An 18,349-nucleotide genomic window follows, 5' to 3' on the forward strand; every position below is an offset into this window, starting at 1 on the left:
ACTGATCCCAACTAGATACAGATGGCATCGGTAAAGCAGTCTTTATCATATTTTTGTGAGGGCGGGCTGATCTGGGCATAGTACAGAATCTGATCTGCTTCCGAGCGGTTTCTATAATCGGCAGGCAAGACTTGTTGGCGCTGTTCCGGAGTCATGTCCAGAAATTCCAGAAACAGGCGTGCCTGTGTGGACAGCGTTGATTTCTGGCCGTTTGATAGTCCAATAATAGTTTCCAGATGACTGGTATCCACAGCATAACGATCGCGATAATCTTCCGACACCGGGGATTGCTCGGTACCTCTAAACAGGAAATAGGTATATTGCTTCAGCAGATATTCAGCATCGCGTTTATAACTGCTATTCGGATAAGTCTTGAGATAGTCTTCCCAAAGCAGACTGCGGGCTGCAATATCAGCGGCTTCAATCTGCAGGCGTTTTTCCACCAGCACCGGTTCCATATTCTGTTCCGCCAGATTTTCAATAAAGGCTTTTTCAGCGGCCGGTAAATAAGGGGCAAAAATACGCGCCAGATATTCCGGACTGCGGCGATAATGTAAAGTGCCATCTCCCAGATCCAGCAGTTCTACATAAGCCTGCCCCTTGTGTTTTAACAGATACTGGTCACGTGAGGTGAGCTGTTGAAAATGCGCGTGCTGAATGGTCGGATGCTGGGCCATTTCCAGTGCATACTGCTCAAAGGCGCGTTGCTGAAATTCGGTGCGATCCACCTTTAAAAAGCGCTGATACATTTCAGTAGAGCGCAACATCAGATTTTTCTGCTCTGCCAGTTCCATTAAGGGCAGGCACACTTTAAGATCCTGATTAATCTGTTCCAGCGCAAAAGTCGTACGCTGGTCATTAATCTGGGACATGTTTTTTTCAATATTCTGGCACATGAGGCTGAAGTCATTGACTGGACTTTGGGCTTGACTCGCTTCAGGCTGTTCAATCTGGAGCTGTGATTCTGAGGGCTGCTGACAGCCTCCCAGAAACAGCAAACTGCCGGCAATGAAACAGGCTTTGAATATCGACGGGAATGGCATTAACACTGTGCTTCAGGACTCTGTATAGGTGAATTCAGAAAATAACGGCCTTACTGGGAGGTATATTGTATAGATCAAATTAAAATACTATGTTTAGTATTGTGAATTGCTTTGTTACATTGCAGACAGAGATCTTGAAAATTGAATTAATCGTGAATAAAACGCGATAGTTATATTAAAAAGTTAATAAAAATCATACGTAAAAATTCAAGAGATCTCTTTAGTATGGCTTAGCTTAAAGCGCCAGAATTTTTTGATCTGAATGGCTGTTAGGGGTTAACACTATAAAATGAAATTAAAACTCAGTGTCATGGCCGGTTTATTGCTATTAATTAGTCCGGCGATTTTTGCCCTGGATTTACAAGAAGCGTATGCACGCGCCCAGCAAAATGATCCAAATTGGCAGGCGAATGTGTTGCAGTACCAATCTGATCAGCTCAATCTGGGGATTGCAGGCGGAAATTTGCTGCCGACCGTGACTTTATCTGGAAGTGTGACCCGTAAAAACCAGTCCGTCAACAACTCAGAGTCTGAAGGTTTGCCTGCTGAATTTGGTGAGTTGCAAAGTTCCAGTACAACCAGCCGTCAGGTGGCCTTAACCGCACGCCAACCTTTATTTCGCTGGGATGCCTGGCAAGGTTATAAGCAGGTCAAGACCTCGGTCGAACTCAGTGAAGTCAATCTGCGTCTGCAAAAACAGCAGCATATTTTACAGGTGGCCGAAGCCTATTTTAATGTCTTGCGGCAGCAGTCTTTGACTACGGCTTATTTACAGGAAGAGCAGGCGCTGTCTGAACAGTTATGCATGATGAATGCTAAGCTGAAAGAAGGTTTGGTGGCGCGTAGTGAGGTCAGTGAAGCTAATGCCCAGTATCAAAGTGCCCAAGCCAACCGGATTTCGACTCAAGTTCAGCTGGTACTGGCCCAAGAACAGCTGGCACAGTTAATCGGCCCTTATCAGGAAAATCTGGCGGTATTACGCAACGATTTCCAGTTCCAGAAACCGGTTCCAAGTGATATGCAGTCCTGGACCGAATTAGCACAAAGCCAAAATCTGAATATTCTGCAAGCGCGTTTGCAAAAGCGCTATTCTGAAGATGCCAAACGGGTCGAACAGGCTGCGCTCTATCCGCAGGTCGAAGCGGTCGGAACCTATGGCTATTTAAAGCAAAGTCCGGCTACGATCATGTCCAGCAATGGAGATTTCGACCAGATTGGGGTGGAGGTGAACTGGAATGTATTTAGCGGTGGACGCACACAAAAAAGTATTCGTCAGGCCGGTGTCAATGTGCAAAAAAGTGAAGCGCAACTGGATGCGGCCATCCGCAAAGCCAATACCGATGTGAAACAGTCCTTTATGCAGGTAGAAACCGATCAGGCCAAACTGAATGCACGTAAAGCCGCGATGGACTCTTCGGAAATTGTCTCACAAGCGTCCAGAGCCCAATATCAGGAAGGCTTAAAAACCATGGTCGATGTGTTGCTGGCACAGCGTAATGCCTTTTCTGCCAAGACCGATTATTTGAATGCCAAATATGATTATCTGTTGCATGTGCTGCAATTGCAGGCCTCGGTCGGGCAGTTAACCGAAAAGGAACTGGCAGAGCTGAATGCCTGGCTGATTGAATATGATTCGCCTCAGCCTCTATGAGGCTACTATTGTCATCAAACTTTCATCATAGATATGCTTTAATATGATTTATTATTGATCATTGTCCTCTATCGTTCAGGAGTAGCTTTCCTTGTGTCCAAATAATCCTGTATTAAGTCATCACATTTCTTCGCAATTTAATGAAGAACTGCAGGACGTAAATACCAAATTCATGACGATGGGCGGACTGGTAGAACAGCAGGTAGCTAATGCCATTCATGCCCTATTGGACACAGATGTCTCAATGGCAGTAGATGTGCAGTTTCAAGATAATGTCGTCAATCAGATGGAACGAGATATTGATGAAGCGCTGACCCTGATTCTGGCGCGCCGTCATCCTGCCGCGATTGATTTACGTATGGTGCTTGCCATGTCCAAGGCCAATACCGATCTGGAACGGATTGGCGATGAAGCCTCGAAAATAGGCCGAATTGCACAAAGCTTATGTGAAGAGGGCGGCTCACCGCGCGGTTATATGGAAACCCGGCATATTGGCAACCAGGTGCGGGTGATGATTCATGATGCACTGGATGCTTTTGCGCGTCTGGATGTAGATCAAGCTTTGAAGGTCATGTTGGCAGATGCGGATATTGACCGTGAGTATCAATCAGCCACACGTACGCTTATGACTTATATGATTGAAGATCCGCGGCATATCAGTCGTGTCATCAATGTATTATGGGTGCTGCGTTCGCTAGAAAGAATTGGCGATCATGCCCGGAATATTTCGGAACAGGTGATCTATATGGTCAAAGGTTTTGATGTGCGTCATACCAGCGTTGAAGAAATTGAACAGAAAGTTCAGCGTTAAACGTTCCAGACTTAAATAAAAAAACCTCCAGCTCGGAGGTTTTTTATTGGGATAGAAAAGCTAACTATGAGTTTCTTCCTCGGCATCATCTTCAAAAGTTTTGGCAATTTTTTCAATATTCAGGCTTTTGGCCATCGCATCAAAGATTTCCTTATACACGCCTTGCTGATGATAAAGCTGGTCGTGTTCACCATGTTCGGCAATCGTTCCTTCTTTCATTACATAGGTATAATCTGCATCAATAATCTGCGACAGGCTATGCGAAATGATGATCACAGTACGACCTTGCTTGATCTGGTCCAGACTTTGTTTGATCTGTTCCGTGGCAATTGCATCCAGACTCGCCGTCGGTTCATCCAGAAAAATAATCGGTGGATTTTTCAGGAACATCCGTGCCAAGGCAATGCGTTGCTGCTGGCCGCCAGACAGCATCAAGGCATCGCTGTCATAGCCATCCGGTAACTGTAAAATCTGCTCATGAATCGAGGCTTTTTCTGCTGCCTCAATTACATCTTCCATTGAGGCAGTAGTTTTGCCGTAACGGATATTGTCAAAGATGGTGCCCTGAAAAATATGATTTTTTTGTAAGACCAGACCAATATGATCGCGTAGATATTGGGTGTCATAATCTTTCAGATCAATGCCATCCAGTTTGATCTGGCCTTGCTGTGGTTCATAAAATTTATCCAGCAGACTGATCAGGGTCGATTTTCCGGCACCCGATAAGCCCACCAAGGCGGTAATTTTATTCGGGCGAATTTCCATATCAATATCTTTCAAAGCATGGTGGCCATTTGGATAATAAAAATTCACGCCACTGAGTTGAAATTTGCCTTGGACAATCGGTTTCTGCTGACCACTTTGTTCAATTTCATCATCGGCCTCCAGAATCTTGAAAAAGCTTTCTGAATAGATCATGGCATCATTCACTTCATCATAAATCCGGTGCAGGGATCGGATCGGAGCCGAGACATTATTAAATAGCAGCACATGAAACATGATCATGCCAATACTCATCTGACCGTCCAGCACAAAGTAGGAGGTTAGAATAATGATGAGTACAATCCCGATCTGTTCCAGAAAAGTTTTCAGGCCATCAAACAGGAAACTGGTCTGGCGGGTTTTCATCTGATTGTCGGTCAGTTCGCGCTGTAACCCTAACTGCTTTTCCGATTCAATCGATTCGCGGTTAAAGGATTTGATCACGGTAATCGAGTTGATGATGCTGAGAATGCCCTGACTCTTTTTCTCCCGGCCATCGCGAAGGCTGCGGCGCCAGCCCCCAAGTTTTTGCGCCTGCTTATAGGTTAACCAGAAATAGATTGGGACAATGGCAGTTGCAACCAGACCGACATAGACATTGGCATAGTACATCAGCCCCAAAGCTACAATGGCACTGGTAAATAACGGTAAAATATCAATGAAAAAGATCTGAACCAGACGGGTCAGTGAACCAATACCACGGTCAATCCGGGTCTGTAATTTACCGGCCTGATTATTTTCCTGATTAAAAAATTCCAAACGATATTTTAAAAACTTTTCAATAATCCCTTGGGCCAGATCCTGAGAGACAAAAATTCGCAGTTTCTCTCCATAGAACTTCTGCCCGAACTGGACAAAGGCATTAATAATTTCTTTGCCGAGCAAAATTGCCGAAATCGTGATCAGAATATGCCAGCCTTGCTCCAATCCTTGACCGGCTTCGAGTAGCGAATTGATGCTGTCGACCGCATATTGCAAGGTAATGGCATTGACCTGTGCTGTGAATGAGCCAATCAGGGTCAGAATCAGCGTGGCAATCACCAGCAACCGGTAAGGCTGAACAAAGGGACGAAGTTTCTGAAACAGCTGCCATAAGTTCATAAAAGGATTATTTTTATTGTGAAAGTTGAATTCAGTCTAGGCAGGAATCATGCCAGCCACAAGCATAAATGTTGTAGTCATTTGTGAAGAGCAGTTGTAATCCTTTAGGTCGAATGTCAGTATTTTCATGTGGATACTGGATCTGATTGATATGACGCTCGATTTATTTGCACCCCAGCCGCAAGCCAATGTATTACCTTTTGATGGGGTAGTAGAAGATTATGGCCTGATTTTGGATCAGGAACAAAGCCAGCAGTATCTACAGCATTTTCTCAGTCAGCTGGCCTGGCAACATGATGAAGTGCATTTATTTGGCAAGCACCATGTCACAGGTCGCCAGGTGGTCTGGTATGGCGATGAACATTATCAGTATCGTTATTCTGGTACGCTCAAACAAGCTCAGGTATGGACACCCGGATTATTCCGTTTAAAGCAGCATATTGAAATTCTGGTCGGTCATCCCTTTAATTCCTGTCTGGCCAATTTGTATGAAGATGGTTCCCAAGGCTTGGGCTGGCATAGTGATGATGAGCCGGCGTTATATACAGGTACTTCTCGGGAAAATGTCATTGCTTCTCTGAGTCTGGGAGCCACCCGCAAAATGAGCTTTAAGCATAAAATTCGGAGCGATAAAGTCGATGTACTGTTACACAGTGGACAACTGATTGTGATGCGAGGTGCGACACAGCAACACTGGAAGCACAGTATCAGCAAAACCAGCAAAGTTTTAACACCAAGAATTAACCTGACTTTTCGTTATTTTTATCCTTAAGAAGCATTTTGGAGCATAAAAAAGCACCCTGACGGATGCTGATTTAAAAAATTTTCAAAACAGATTAAGGCGTGATTCCAGCAGGATGGCGATACCAGCTTTCAATCAACAAGGTAGCCGCAATACTGTCGGCAGAGAGTTTCTTGCCGCGACCTTGAGCCTGATAATGCTCCAGTTCATCGCGTGCTTCACGGGTGGTCAAACGTTCATCCACCATCCAGGTTTCAATATTGGTCTGATGACGTAAACGGCGGGCAAATTTTCGCGCCCGTGTCGACAGCTCCGATTCACTATCATCCATATTCAATGGTAAGCCGACCAGAAATAAATTCGGTTGATGGCTTTTCACGATTTTGAGCAGTTCATCCCAGTTGGGAATACCATCTTTCATGGGAAATAAGGGTAGGGGATTGGCACTAGCAATCAGGGATTGTCCAACCGACATTCCCATTTTTTGTGTACCAAAATCAAACGCCATAATGGTTTGTGGCGCGTTTACATCAGGCATGTCCAATCTCGGAAGATAACCAGTTGCGGTCTACACCCATTTTTTTATAGGCAGCGTCCCAACGGTCGTTATAAGGGAGGTTAAAAATCAGATCCATATCGGAATCACAAATCAGCCAGTCACCACGGGCAATTTCTTGTTCCAGCTGGTGTTTGCCCCAACTGGCATAACCGAGGGCAATCTGATAGCGACCGACACCTTCATTATGTGCAATGGCATCCAGAATATCTTTGGAGGTAGTAATGCAGACATTTTCACCTACGGCGATGGAGGAATGCCAGGTCGGCTGACCAGTATGCAAGACAAAACCGGCCTCAGGGCGTAAAGGGCCGCCTTGTAATACTTCATGCGGATTGACATTGTCTGCTTCAATATCAAGATCATTCAGCAATTCTTTAATTTGAATGCCGGCAGGTCGATTGATAATGATGCCTTGGGCACCATCTTCATCATGACGAGCGAGATAAATGACCGTCTGGGCAAAAAAATCATCATTCGCATGCGGCGGTGCAATCAGACAACGATGTGTCAGAAACTGTTTGGTCACCTGAGCAGTTCTCCCAAAGTCAGTATGCTATGCAGTCTGAAAAAGTGAAGCATGGCCTACGGGCCTAATTGTAATCACTCAAACAGCGGCTTTCTTCCTGCTAGTTATCCCATAAAATGCTTAGGCTGACAACTTGGATATGGGGTAAATCAGGCATGAACAGGTTAAGGCCGGTTTTAAAATTCCTTTTAAAAAGACCTTCAGTGATTTTATTTAAATGATGGGAGGTAGTTTTAAGCGTTTTTTATTTATGCTAAAACAGCCAGATAAACCGAGTAAAAACTTACTTAAATTTTAATAAAAAATATTAAATATATTGTGGTGGAATGAATTAAATAATAACAATAGATCATTCATGGTTAAAAGTAGACTATATATAGTTTCTTGCTTTTAAATAGAATTTATCTGAAAACTAAAGGCAAGTTATTACAATCTCAGCTCATTAATTAAGCTCTAACTATATTTCGATACATAGTTTCTAGTGATTAAAAAATGGTCAATATTAGATAACAAACTATAATATTTGTTTATTTATGTAATAAATTTGCGATATATTGTACAGAATATTTCAATTATTATACAAAATATACATATTGAAACCATATTGCTTTGTTCGTAGAATGCAGAAATTTTCATCTTTAATTTATTTTTTTAATGGGGTTGTTATGCATCATATTTTAAAAGGGACTTTAATTTCTGCGCTATTTTCTGTGTCGGTCACTTCACAGGCAGCAGTATTTAGTAGTTATAATGAAGAAGGTAGTTTTTTCCGTAGTCATTTGAATAGCGCTTTATCTGAAAACCTCATTACTCAGTTTAAGGACAAAGCTGATTCAAAGGATGGAGTTTTATATTTACTTGAACAAGCCCGCTTATTACAAGTTAACCATCAATATGAAGAAAGCCGAGATTATTATAAGCAAGCCTTTACGCTGTTAGAAAAACAAAAAAATCGGGCCAAAATTAGTGTGTCCCGAATGGGGTTTAAGGCTCTTGCCATGGTCAGCAATGACTCTGTAGTGCCTTATCTGGTACCAGCACATGAGCAGGTGCTGGCGCATATTTCCCAAGCTAAAAACTATATTTTCTTAAAGGATCTGGAAGCTGCTGCGGTAGAAATGCGCGTGGCTCAGGGCCTCCAGCGTGAAATCGAATTGTTGCACCAAAAAGAACTAGAAAAGAAAAAAGACAAAGTAGCTAAAAACACGGAAGCAGAGAAGAATCTAAGTGTGCTGGATGAAGCTTTTGTCGGTCTGGACCCCATAGCCGGCAAGATTAAGAACAGCTATCAGAATGCCTACGCTTTTTATATGGCAGCCAATTTATGGGAAACCTTGGGTGAATACAATGATGCCTTGGTTGATTATAAGAAAGCTTATGAGTTACAACCAGATAAGCAAATTTCCGAAGACGTGAAACGTCTGGATCAACTGGTCACACAGCATAAGAAGGGTAGTGTTCCGGTGATTGTATTTATCGAACAGGGAATTGTACCGCAAAAGGTGGAAAATAAAATTGATGTCCCTACACCGGGCGGTTTAATCAATATTGCTTTTGCGACCTATGAACCAAGTACCTATGTGATACCAACTAGCCTGAAAGTGAAAGTCAATAATAAAGCTTTACAAGACAGTTATGTGATTAGTGATATTGGTGCTTTGGCCGTCAAGGACCTCAAAGAAAAAATTATGGCGAATGTGAGCAGTCAGGTGCTGCGCGCCACTGCAAAATATGCCGCACAAAAAGAACTTGGTAACCAGTTTGGTGTGTTTGGTCAACTTGCCGGTAACGTCTTAAATATGGCGACTGAGCGTGCTGACTTGCGTGGCTGGAGTACCTTGCCGAGTAATGCCCAGATTGCGCGCTTAAATTTAACGCCGGGCAAACATAATTTACAACTTTCTAGCGGGAGTGTATCTAGCTCTCCGGTCACCCTAGATGTGAAAGCCAATCAAACAGTGTTTGTCTATGCCCATCATGTTAATGACAAAATTACGGCTAGTGTAAGCACCATTCCACATTAATCATAAATAAGGGAACAATATGAAACGTCAATTTAGCTTTGCTGTACTTGGTTTAGGGGCGCTGTTCATGGTGGGTTGTACCGCACCGAATGCCTTATCTACCCAAACCAATGCCAATAATGAAATGAGTATCCGCACCATTACCAATAATCCGGTATTAACTACGGAAGTCTTTGTGGAACGTGTGAATATGAGCTTGGTTGGTGATTTAAAGCGTGCTTCAATCGCGATCAAAAACCGCCGTTTTAACAATAAAGATTTTAGCTACAAGATTGTTTGGGTGGATGCACAAGGTGTGGAAGTTAATCCTGAAGGTGCCATCTGGAAGCCGATCCAGTTAACCGGACGTGAAACCAAAGGTGTGCAGTCCTTGGCGCCAAATCCATCTGCTGTTGATGTTGTTGTGTATTTGAAAAAATAAGAGAGACTTGAAATGAACGCAAAATTGATTTTCGCCGCATTGGCAACTACGACACTGCTTAGTGGCTGTGCCTCTACTGGTTCAGTAAGTTATGGTGATGCCCAAGCAGTCGAAACCTTAACCACAGACTTTGGTTCAACTGACTTGCAAATGATTGCAGCCAAAATGGTGGATGACATGTTGATGTTCCCGCCAGTGGTGCAAATGACCCAAAACCGCCGTCCGGTCATTGTCCTTGATCGGATTCATAACAAAACCCAGGAACATATCGATACCGAATCGATTACTGACAGTATTCAGAACAAACTAATCAATTCTGGAAAATTTCGTTTTGTTGATATGAAATCGGTGAATGCGGTGGCACAGCAGCTAGCTTATCAAAAGCAAAGCGGTATGGTGAACCAGTCAACAGCAGTACGTGCCGGTGGTCATATTGGTGCCGAATTTATGCTAAATGGCAACTTGTCGAGTATTGTGAAGAATGCCGGTGGCAAGAGTGATGTGTATTACAAGTTCACTTTTAAATTGCAAAACCTGCAAACTGGTATCGTAGAGTGGACTGGCGAGAAAGAAATCCGTAAGGCAGGCAAACGCTCGACTTTTGGTCTGTAATTTCAATGAAGGTCACTGTGCTTTTGGCACAGTGACTGTAGAAGAATATAATATGAAAAAAATATTACTTGCAGGCCTGTTGTCTGGATTGTTGAGCGCTCCGGCCTTTGCAGCCATTAAAGAAGTGGTTAAAGAAGCCAGTGGAAGTGGTCCAACTCAACACCAGGCGATTTCTGAAGCCTTATTAATTGCTGTGCAATCGGTAAATGGTGCTTCAGTTTCTTCCCAAATGAATTATGAAGAGACTGTTTCTGTATCGGTGAATAATCAGGGCTGGAGTTATAACGGTAAAGTTTCACCAGTTTTTAGTGTGGCAAATCAAGGTTCAGGTTCAGTGACCAAGTTTCAGGTGCTGAGTGTGACGGGTGCAAAAAATAATTACCGTGCCAAAGTTCGCGCACATGTGGTGAAGTTTGAATCGACTGTACAAGACCAGCATTTGCGCAGGATTGCAGTATTGCCATTCCAGATGGCCGAGAAAAATAACCGACTGGCCAATGACACATCTGCCTATGAGTTTAGTCAGGAATTATCCGATACTTTAGGAAATTATCTGGCTCAAAGCGGACAGTTGAGTGTGGTAGATCGTCATTATCTGGATGAAATGCAGTCTGAAAATGCATTCCTGTATTGGGATGGTGCACCGCATGAGCTGGCGCGTATCGGTCAGAAAGTTGGAGCAGACTATTTACTGGTGGGACGAATTAATGATCTGTCTAGTGCCAGCCATCAGCAAATGTATGGTTTGAATGCCGGCGCTGAACAAGTGCGTTTAAGCTGGCGTGTCATTGAAGCCAATACCAGTAAAGTGGTAGCAGCGGGCACTTTCAATCGAACTCTGTCTAATTTAATGACACAGAATATTCTGACCAATAGTTTAAATGACAGTACGGCGGATAAAATTGCTCAGGGCTTAAACCCGGAAATTTTACAGGGCTTAAAATTACAGCCTGTACAGTCTCAGACTGGTCAATCTTATGATTCATCACCGGGCTATGAAATGACGCCAGGTTCAAGCGATCAACCTGTAAAATGGTAAGTTAATATTAGTTCGAATGATTTTTAACACATAAAAAATCTCTGACCTAAATGCAGGGATTTTTTATGTGTCGCTTTACAGGTAGCTCAAGCCTGCTGAAATTTCAGCTGACGTAACTGGCGGGCATGTTGCAAGGTGGTTTCACTAATCTCTACACCGCCTGTCATTCTTGCAAGCTCCTGAATAATTTCATTTTCCTCAAGGTCAATGATTGTGCTGCTGGCAGGATCAGTCTGCTGTTTTTTTACCAGTAGATGCTGATCAGATTGTGCTGCCACTTGTGCCTGATGGGTAATACACAGAATCTGTACATGCTGGGCCAGATCGGCCAGTAAACGCCCGACAATCTCTGCGGTACCACCACTAATCCCGACATCAATTTCATCAAAGACCAGCACTTCAGCTTCGGTTTTTTCCGCATTCATGACTTGCATCACTAGCGCAATACGCGAGAGTTCACCGCCTGATGCAACCCGGGCTAAAGGCTGTGCCGGAATGCCTTTATTGGCAGTAAACAGCAATTGAATAAAGCTGAGACCTTCACTAGAGGGATGCTCCAAAGGCTCAAACTTGAACTCAAAATGTGCTTCAGGCAATGCCAGTTGTTTGACCTGCTCAGTGAGCTGCTTGGCCAACGGTGCTGCGGCTTCACGGCGAATCTGATCCAGATGTTGGGCTTTATCCAGAAACTCCTGATAAGAAAACGCGACCTGTTCAGCCAGTGTTTCCGGATCTTCCAGTTGATGCAGCTGTTCTAATTCGGTTTGCCAGGCTTCATATTCTTCTTTGAGTAATTCTGGCTGGGTACGATATTTACGTGCCAGACGATGGAAGATTTCTAAAGTCGAATTTAGTACTTCCATGCGTTCCGGATCAAAACTCTGCCGATCCATAAACTGGCGTAAATTCGCTGCTGCATCTTCAAGTTCGCTTTGGGCATTCAGCAGGGAGGTGTAAATTCCGGAAAGCTGTTCGCTACGACCGGCATGTGATTCCATGCGACGTAGAATGGAAGCCAGTTCTTGGGAAATATTCTGTTCGCCTTCATCCAGACTATTCAGGCTATAGACACAGTCCTGCATGATCGCTTCATGATGGGAAAGCCGGTCAAATTCCTGTTCAATCTCCTGATAATCCGTCTGAACAATGTCTTCCAGTTCTTCTAGCTGCAGTTCCAAGGTTTCCATGCGTTGCTTACGGGTCGCTTGTGCATCTAGCGCTGCCTGATGCTGACGAATATTTTTCTGCCAGGTGCTATAAGCGTCCCGCACTTCCTGAGCTGGTGTATAAAAATTGCTATAGCGATCCAGCCAGTGTTTTGGATAAGGTGGTTCCAGAAGTTGCTGCTGGCTATGCTGGCTATAAAGTTGAACCAGCAGACGCCCAATTTCTTTCAACTCTGACAGGCTGCTCGGGCGTCCATTGATCCAGGCCTTGCTGCGGCCGGTAGCAAAAATTACCCGTCGTAAATGAATTTCACCTGATTCATCATCCAGTTCATGCTCTTTCAACCAGGCTGCTTCAGGACTGTGCTCTTGGTAGCTGAAGCTGGCGGTGACATCCGCCTTTTCCGTACCATAACGCACATAATTGGTATCGGTTCGCTCACCCAAACAGGCAGACAAGGCATCCAGTAACAGGGATTTACCTGCACCGGTTTCACCGGTTAAAACGTTAAAACCTTTATCAATATCAATAGCAAGATGCCCAGCTAAAGCAAAATTGATCAGAGTTAAATGTGTCAGCATAAACGCATCCGGGCTGCGAAAAGTTTGATTGAAATAGCCTGATGTCGGATTGGGGTCGCAACATGGCTGGGATTATTATAAATCAGGACGAATCAATTTCATTCTATCTTAAATTTTAAAGATTCATATATGCTTATTTCACTGTATTTTCGCAAGAAGCTGACTCAGAAGTGCGTTAATTCACTGCTGATTTTCATATTTTTGACATCCCCAATCTTTAAATTAAAGACTCAATTGAGCCTGTTTTTAAAAGAGCGCGTGCAGATCGAAACTTAAGTTTATCTATCAGCAAAATACAGGCCAAAACATGCTGTAAATAGAAGGGGTTCAGGTGATACAGAATATTTGATCGACGCCGACAAACTTCGATTGATTAGTTGAGGGTGCACATTTAAACTACAGCAATCAAAATATTACAAAATGCTTTATCTGGAGAAATCGCATGTCAGCTCAGTTTGATCATGTATCGGTACTTAAAAAATCTAATGTATATTTCGGCGGGTTGTGTATTAGCCACATTGTACAATTTGAAGACGGGACCAAAAAAACTTTGGGTGTCATTCTGCCATCAGAAAATGCCTTGACCTTTGAAACACATGTTCCTGAGCGCATGGAAATTGTTTCAGGTGAATGCCGTGTTCAGATTGGTGATAGCGAAGAAAGTGAGCTGTTCCGTGCCGGTCAGTCTTTCTATGTGCCGGGCAATAGCCGTTTTAAAATCGAAACCGATGATGTGCTGGACTATGTCTGCCATTTTGAAGGTTAAGTCCAGATTCAAGATCAGTGTAAACCGGGCAAGAAATTTCAGTGCGAATCGGTTAAACTAATCAGCTATAGAAATCCTGTGAAGTCAGCTTTACGGGATTTTTCTTTTGTATATAACTAATCTAGAGGTCGTTCATGGCAAAACCTGAATATTTTTATGGCGTACATTCAGTGGAGTCATTGTTAGAGCTTGAGCCTGAACGTGTCTTGACATTATTCACTCTCAAAGGACGCGATGATCAGCGTTTAAAGCGTGTACTGGAACTGGCTGAGCCGTTTGGGATCAGTGTGCAGCAAGCAAGCCGTGACAAACTGGAGAAACTGGCCGGGCAACCGTTTCATCAGGGGGTCGTAGCCGCAGTTCGTGCTCATCCAACCCTGAATGAAAAAGATCTTGAATCACTCTTGAGCGCAAATCCTCAAGCGTTGTTATTGGCCCTCGATCATATTACCGATCCACACAACCTCGGAGCATGTGTGCGTACCGCCGCTGCGATGGGTGTTGAGGCAGTGATTGCACCACGTGATCGTTCTGCAAGCTTGACTCCGACTGCACGTAAAGTGGCTGCCGGTGGTGCTGACAAAGTCAAATTTATTCAGGTGACTAATCTGGCGCGTACCTTGGGGCAAATCAAAGAAGACTTTAATGTGCGAGTCGTCGGTACCATGCTGGATGAAAAAGCGCTGCCGATTCAGGAGTTTGATTTCACCGGTACTGGTGTCTGTGTGGTGATGGGTGCGGAAGATACCGGTCTACGTCCAATTACACAAAGCCAATGCGATCAGACGGTGTATATCCCGATGGCGGGTAATCTGCAAAGCCTGAATGTCAGTGTGGCGACCGGTATGGCACTGTATGAAGCTTGCCGTCAGCGTAACCTGTAATTGATGATGGCATTGTCAGATCGTACACAAGGCTATGTCTTTCTACTGACGACCATGTGTATCTGGGGCGGTTTTACTTTAACCGCCCGTCTGAATGCGCTTTGGAATATCAGTGCCTGGGATATCGTGGCTCTGCGGTTTTCTCTGGCTTTTCTGATTCTGATGCCGATCTTGCTCTATCGCAAGGAGGCGGCTTTTTTACTGAAAAAAGAACCCTTTATTCTGGCCATGATTGGCGGAGTAATTTACTGTCTGTTTGCCTATAGCGCCTTTCATTATGCGCCTACCGCCCATGCCGCGATTTTCTTGAATGGCTGTATTCCGATTTGTACTGCCATCATGGCTTTTTTCCTGATGGGGCAGGCTTTTGATAAGCATACCTGGGCCAGCCTGATTATTATGATTGCGGTGCTCTGTATCATGAGTCTGCTGATGTATCAGGAAACCGGAGTGGCATTCGGGGCAGGGGATGGGCTATTTTTTATCAGTGCAATACTCTGGGCAATTTTTACCGTGTTATTGCGGAAATATCAGTTAACTGCATGGCAGGCAATGAGCGGTGTCGCGATCTGGTCAGCAGTGGTTTACGTACCTGTTTATCTGCTGTTTTTACCCAAAAATTTGAGTGTGCCAGAACCCCAGCATTTATTATTTCAAACCATCTTTCATGGGGTTTTTGTGGTAATTATTGCCACTTTAAGCTATGTCGAAGCAATCAAGCGTCTCGGTGCATTTAAAGCCGGTAGTATTACCAATCTTGCACCATTTATTGCTGCGATTCTGGCGGTGCCTTTATTAAATGAAGCGCTGAGCCTGGCGATGATCTGTGGCTTGGTGGGGATGGCAATTGGGGCCTTACAGCCTTGGCGCTGGATTGGTCGTAAAGATAGTTTAGAAGCACAACTTGCAGCACAGAAAAAGCAGTCTTAATCGGACTGCTTTTTTTATACCTCAGGCAGCTGCCATGTTTAAATATTTTTCATGCAATGGGCGGAGATGGGCATAAAGATGATCCAGATGACCATCATTCAGCACAATATCATCAGCCATGGCCTGTTTCTGTTCACGTGACATTTGTGCGGCAATAATGTTTCGGATTTGCTCAATATTTTGACCATCACGTTGTGAGGCACGTTCAATTTGCAATTCGATCGTGGCATCAATCAGTAAGCGATGCTGGGTGAGCTCATGTTGATTGGTCTCAAACAGGAGCGGTGAAACCAGAATGGCATAGGAACTTTGCGCAGCATCTAGCTGCTGAATAATCGAAGTGCGAATTGCTGGATGAGTAATATTTTCCAGGGTTTTACGTGCTTCAGGAGACTGGAAAATATATTCGCGCAAGGCACGACGATTCAGTGAACCATCTTCAAGCAGTACCCAATCCCCAAAAACCTGCTGAATCTGGGCAAGTGCAGGCTGGCCAATCGCGACCACTTCACGCGCCACCACATCGGCATCCACAACGACAATGCTTTGTGCTTCAAACCATTGGCTGGCCGCAGACTTGCCACTACCAATCCCGCCGGTTAATCCGAGTATAAATTTCACTTTATTGACCTAAATACACTTTCATAATCTGCTCGCCCCACAGAAAAGCAATCCAGCCGGCAATCGCGATATAGGGACCAAAGGCAAAAGGCTGATTTTCCTTACGGACTTTCAGCAGGATAATCCCGATAATCGCGCCCACTAAAGAAGAAAGGAGCACAATTAATGGTAATAGCAAAGGCCCCATCCAGGCACCCAAGGCGGCAAGCAATTTAAAATCGCCATAGCCCATACCTTCCTTGCCAGTGACGATTTTAAAGACATAATAGACCACCCACAAACACAGAAAGCCAATGATATAGCCCCAGATGGCAGCGCTCGGTGAGGTATAGAGGGCATAACTATTGACGCCCAGACCCAGCGCGGCCAGGGGCAGGGTATAACGGTCCGGCAATAACTGGGTGTCAAAATCAATAAAAGTCAGTGCAATTAAGACATAAGTCAGAATCAGGCCAAATAACATCTGGACAGTCGGACCAAAAACAGCCACCACCATCAGCGCACAGGCCGCGGTCAGAAGCTCAATCAGTGGATAGCGGATACTGATGGGATTCTGGCAGTTGCCGCACTTGCCGCGCAAGACCAGCCAGCTGATGACGGGAATATTCTGGTACCAGCGGATTGGTTGATGACATTTGGGGCAAGTCGAATCGGGTTTGCTTAAACTTAATTTGGTCTCATCAATAATTGGCTGTTCCGGATGCAGGAACATCTGGCAATCGGTACGCCATTCCTGCTCCATCATCTTGGGAGTGCGATAAATCACCACATTTAAGAAACTACCAATGCAGAGGCTAAAAAGCCCAACTGCGCTATACAGCGCTGTTGGGTTTTGAATGAAATATTGAATAAGATCTTGCATTAAACCACAGAACCCATTTGGAAGATTGGAAGGTACATGGCAATCACCAGACCACCGACGAGTACACCGAGAACAGCCATGATCAAGGGCTCCATCATGGAGGTGAGACCGTCTACGGCATTGTCGACTTCATTTTCATAATGCGTGGCTACTTTATCCAGCATGGCATCCAGCGCACCGGATTCCTCACCAATGGCAACCATTTGCACGGCCATAGATGGAAACTTGTTAGTCACGCGCATAGCAAACTGTAGTTGTTGACCAGTGGCAACATCTTCGCGGATTTTCATCACGGCATCTTCATACACCACGTTATTGGTTGCGCCGGCAGTGGATTCCAGTGCATCAATCAAGGGTACACCGGCTGCAAAAGTGGTGGCCAAGGTACGGCTATAACGGGCAATAATGGCTTTATACACCAGATCACCGAAAATCGGTGCTTTAAGTGCTGCTTTATCCAGAAAATCACGGAATTTTTTACTGCGTTTTTTTGCTTCCAGAAAAGCCGTAATGATGGCCCCAATGGCAATAATCAGCAGGAACCAATATTTTTGCATCCATTCCGACATATTGACTACCATTTTGGTAAAAGCCGGTAAGTCAGCACCAAATGAAGAGAATAAATCCTGGAAAACCGGGACCACTTTTACCATTAGAATAATCGTGACAATCAGCGCGACCACGACCACCGCAGCCGGGTACTTCATGGCTTTTTTAATTTTTTGCTTGAGCAGTTCACTTTTTTCCTTGTAGATCGCGACCCGATCCAGCATGGTTTCTAGCGCACCGGATTGTTCACCCGATTCCACCAGTGAACAAAATAGTTTATCGAAGTATTGCGGGTATTTACGCAGTGCACCGGCAAAGGTATTACCACCTTCCACCTCACCTTTAATCCCCAGAACGACTTCACGCATGGCTGGATTCTCCAGACCCTCTGCAACAATTTCAAAGCCTTGTACCAAGGGTACCCCGGCTTTCATCATGGTCGCTAACTGTCGGGTGAAAATCGTAATATCCAGTGTCGAGACTTTTTTCTTCATCAAGCCTTCGAGAATATTTTTTTTCTTTTCCCGAATGGTCTTGATGCTGATACCTTGTTTTCGAAGGGTGACCTTGGCCAAAGCCATATTTTTTGCTGGCAATTCCCCCTTGATCTTTGCCCCTTTACGATCAATTCCTTCATAGCTGAAGATCGGCATCATCTGGCCTTTCTTTACTGCTGCCATACCTTTATCCTTATTTTA

At 44.4% G+C, this 18,349-nt stretch carries 18 protein-coding genes; 10 read left to right on the forward strand and 8 right to left on the reverse strand.

All coding sequences use genetic code 11. The features are described from left to right. Positions 1-11: 11 nt before the first annotated feature. Positions 12-1,043 (reverse strand): hypothetical protein, encoded by a 1,032-nt coding sequence (locus H0S56_RS01240; protein WP_195726024.1) that lies wholly within the window; start codon positions 1,041-1,043, stop codon positions 12-14. Positions 1,044-1,332: 289 nt separating this feature from the next. On the opposite strand from H0S56_RS01240, the gene abuO reads away from it, so the two are divergent. Beyond that, the gene (gene abuO, locus H0S56_RS01245) at positions 1,333-2,694 is read left to right on the forward strand and encodes a multidrug efflux outer membrane protein AbuO (RefSeq protein ID WP_195725479.1); all 1,362 of its coding nucleotides are present in this window, start codon (positions 1,333-1,335) and stop codon (positions 2,692-2,694) included. 91 nt (positions 2,695-2,785) lie between these two features. Further along, the gene (gene phoU, locus H0S56_RS01250; protein ID WP_005108465.1) at positions 2,786-3,505 is read left to right on the forward strand and encodes a phosphate signaling complex protein PhoU; all 720 of its coding nucleotides are present in this window, start codon (positions 2,786-2,788) and stop codon (positions 3,503-3,505) included. A gap of 60 nt (positions 3,506-3,565) precedes the next feature. Here phoU and H0S56_RS01255 read toward each other — a convergent pair whose 3' ends face one another. After that, entirely contained in the window at positions 3,566-5,368 is a 1,803-nt protein-coding gene (locus H0S56_RS01255) for an ABC transporter ATP-binding protein (protein ID WP_195725480.1), read from the reverse strand. 151 nt (positions 5,369-5,519) lie between these two features. On the opposite strand from H0S56_RS01255, the gene H0S56_RS01260 reads away from it, so the two are divergent. Next, positions 5,520-6,140, forward strand: coding sequence for an alpha-ketoglutarate-dependent dioxygenase AlkB family protein (locus H0S56_RS01260; RefSeq protein WP_195725481.1), 621 nt, complete (start codon positions 5,520-5,522; stop codon positions 6,138-6,140). A gap of 64 nt (positions 6,141-6,204) precedes the next feature. On the opposite strand, the gene ruvX is transcribed toward H0S56_RS01260, so the two are convergent. Together ruvX and H0S56_RS01270 are read right to left on the reverse strand one after the other, a co-directional pair. After that, positions 6,205-6,648 carry a Holliday junction resolvase RuvX gene (gene ruvX, locus H0S56_RS01265; RefSeq protein WP_195725482.1) on the reverse strand — a complete coding sequence of 148 codons (444 nt, stop codon included), beginning with the start codon at positions 6,646-6,648 and terminating at the stop codon, positions 6,205-6,207. Next, the gene (locus H0S56_RS01270; protein ID WP_004281085.1) at positions 6,641-7,195 is read right to left on the reverse strand and encodes a YqgE/AlgH family protein; all 555 of its coding nucleotides are present in this window, start codon (positions 7,193-7,195) and stop codon (positions 6,641-6,643) included. Before H0S56_RS01270 ends, ruvX begins: the two co-directional genes overlap by 8 nt. Positions 7,196-7,860: 665 nt before the next feature. Between H0S56_RS01270 and H0S56_RS01275 the strand changes: the two genes are divergently transcribed. From H0S56_RS01275 to H0S56_RS01290, 4 genes are read left to right on the forward strand one after another with little or no spacing between them, the layout of a single operon-like run. Next, positions 7,861-9,219, forward strand: coding sequence for a COG3014 family protein (locus H0S56_RS01275; RefSeq protein ID WP_034438391.1), 1,359 nt, complete (start codon positions 7,861-7,863; stop codon positions 9,217-9,219). A gap of 19 nt (positions 9,220-9,238) precedes the next feature. Beyond that, positions 9,239-9,640: a YcfL family protein gene (locus H0S56_RS01280; RefSeq protein WP_005248406.1), complete on the forward strand. Its 402-nt coding sequence runs from the start codon at positions 9,239-9,241 to the stop codon at positions 9,638-9,640. A 12-nt stretch (positions 9,641-9,652) separates the two neighbouring features. Further along, on the forward strand, positions 9,653-10,252 hold the full coding sequence (lpoB, locus tag H0S56_RS01285) for a penicillin-binding protein activator LpoB (RefSeq protein WP_005108476.1): 600 nt from the start codon (positions 9,653-9,655) through the stop codon (positions 10,250-10,252). 52 nt (positions 10,253-10,304) lie between these two features. Next, complete coding sequence (locus H0S56_RS01290; RefSeq protein ID WP_005108477.1) at positions 10,305-11,291, forward strand: CsgG/HfaB family protein; 987 nt, start codon at positions 10,305-10,307, stop codon at positions 11,289-11,291. Between the two features lie 86 nt (positions 11,292-11,377). Here H0S56_RS01290 and recN read toward each other — a convergent pair whose 3' ends face one another. Continuing rightward, entirely contained in the window at positions 11,378-13,039 is a 1,662-nt protein-coding gene (recN, locus tag H0S56_RS01295) for a DNA repair protein RecN (protein ID WP_195725483.1), read from the reverse strand. Positions 13,040-13,481: 442 nt separating this feature from the next. On the opposite strand from recN, the gene ppnP reads away from it, so the two are divergent. The 3 genes from ppnP to H0S56_RS01310 all read left to right on the forward strand — a co-directional run bounded on the left by ppnP (position 13,482) and on the right by H0S56_RS01310 (position 15,619). Beyond that, positions 13,482-13,805: a pyrimidine/purine nucleoside phosphorylase gene (gene ppnP, locus H0S56_RS01300; RefSeq protein ID WP_004281089.1), complete on the forward strand. Its 324-nt coding sequence runs from the start codon at positions 13,482-13,484 to the stop codon at positions 13,803-13,805. A gap of 134 nt (positions 13,806-13,939) precedes the next feature. Continuing rightward, a complete protein-coding gene (rlmB, locus tag H0S56_RS01305) occupies positions 13,940-14,689 on the forward strand; it encodes a 23S rRNA (guanosine(2251)-2'-O)-methyltransferase RlmB (RefSeq protein ID WP_005094401.1) in 750 nt (249 codons plus the stop codon). 6 nt (positions 14,690-14,695) lie between these two features. Next, complete coding sequence (locus H0S56_RS01310; protein ID WP_005094400.1) at positions 14,696-15,619, forward strand: DMT family transporter; 924 nt, start codon at positions 14,696-14,698, stop codon at positions 15,617-15,619. Positions 15,620-15,640: 21 nt separating this feature from the next. On the opposite strand, the gene coaE is transcribed toward H0S56_RS01310, so the two are convergent. From coaE to H0S56_RS01325, 3 genes are read right to left on the reverse strand one after another with little or no spacing between them, the layout of a single operon-like run. Continuing rightward, positions 15,641-16,240, reverse strand: a complete 600-nt coding sequence (coaE, locus tag H0S56_RS01315; RefSeq protein WP_195725484.1) for a dephospho-CoA kinase — start codon at positions 16,238-16,240, stop codon at positions 15,641-15,643. Between the two features lies 1 nt (position 16,241). Next, positions 16,242-17,102 (reverse strand): prepilin peptidase, encoded by an 861-nt coding sequence (locus tag H0S56_RS14390; RefSeq protein WP_195725485.1) that lies wholly within the window; start codon positions 17,100-17,102, stop codon positions 16,242-16,244. Then, complete coding sequence (locus H0S56_RS01325; protein WP_195725486.1) at positions 17,102-18,331, reverse strand: type II secretion system F family protein; 1,230 nt, start codon at positions 18,329-18,331, stop codon at positions 17,102-17,104. The genes H0S56_RS14390 and H0S56_RS01325 overlap by 1 nt, the downstream gene beginning before the upstream one ends. Positions 18,332-18,349 lie beyond the last annotated feature (18 nt).

This window comes from Acinetobacter lwoffii, from assembly GCF_015602705.1.
In the GTDB taxonomy this organism is placed as follows: Bacteria; Pseudomonadota; Gammaproteobacteria; order Pseudomonadales; family Moraxellaceae; genus Acinetobacter; species Acinetobacter lwoffii_E.

Bases quoted from the DNA above. Each gene is read 5' to 3' on its own strand.
- H0S56_RS01240 (WP_195726024.1), bottom strand. From the start codon at position 1,043: ATGCCATTCCCGTCGATATTCAAAGCCTGTTTCATTGCCGGCAGTTTG.
- abuO (WP_195725479.1), top strand. From the start codon at position 1,333: ATGAAATTAAAACTCAGTGTCATGGCCGGTTTATTGCTATTAATTAGT.
- H0S56_RS01255 (WP_195725480.1), bottom strand. From the start codon at position 5,368: ATGAACTTATGGCAGCTGTTTCAGAAACTTCGTCCCTTTGTTCAGCCT.
- H0S56_RS01260 (WP_195725481.1), top strand. From the start codon at position 5,520: ATGACGCTCGATTTATTTGCACCCCAGCCGCAAGCCAATGTATTACCT.
- ruvX (WP_195725482.1), bottom strand. From the start codon at position 6,648: ATGCCTGATGTAAACGCGCCACAAACCATTATGGCGTTTGATTTTGGT.
- H0S56_RS01275 (WP_034438391.1), top strand. From the start codon at position 7,861: ATGCATCATATTTTAAAAGGGACTTTAATTTCTGCGCTATTTTCTGTG.
- H0S56_RS01280 (WP_005248406.1), top strand. From the start codon at position 9,239: ATGAAACGTCAATTTAGCTTTGCTGTACTTGGTTTAGGGGCGCTGTTC.
- lpoB (WP_005108476.1), top strand. From the start codon at position 9,653: ATGAACGCAAAATTGATTTTCGCCGCATTGGCAACTACGACACTGCTT.
- H0S56_RS01290 (WP_005108477.1), top strand. From the start codon at position 10,305: ATGAAAAAAATATTACTTGCAGGCCTGTTGTCTGGATTGTTGAGCGCT.
- recN (WP_195725483.1), bottom strand. From the start codon at position 13,039: ATGCTGACACATTTAACTCTGATCAATTTTGCTTTAGCTGGGCATCTT.
- ppnP (WP_004281089.1), top strand. From the start codon at position 13,482: ATGTCAGCTCAGTTTGATCATGTATCGGTACTTAAAAAATCTAATGTA.
- rlmB (WP_005094401.1), top strand. From the start codon at position 13,940: ATGGCAAAACCTGAATATTTTTATGGCGTACATTCAGTGGAGTCATTG.
- H0S56_RS01310 (WP_005094400.1), top strand. From the start codon at position 14,696: ATGGCATTGTCAGATCGTACACAAGGCTATGTCTTTCTACTGACGACC.
- H0S56_RS14390 (WP_195725485.1), bottom strand. From the start codon at position 17,102: ATGCAAGATCTTATTCAATATTTCATTCAAAACCCAACAGCGCTGTAT.
- H0S56_RS01325 (WP_195725486.1), bottom strand. From the start codon at position 18,331: ATGGCAGCAGTAAAGAAAGGCCAGATGATGCCGATCTTCAGCTATGAA.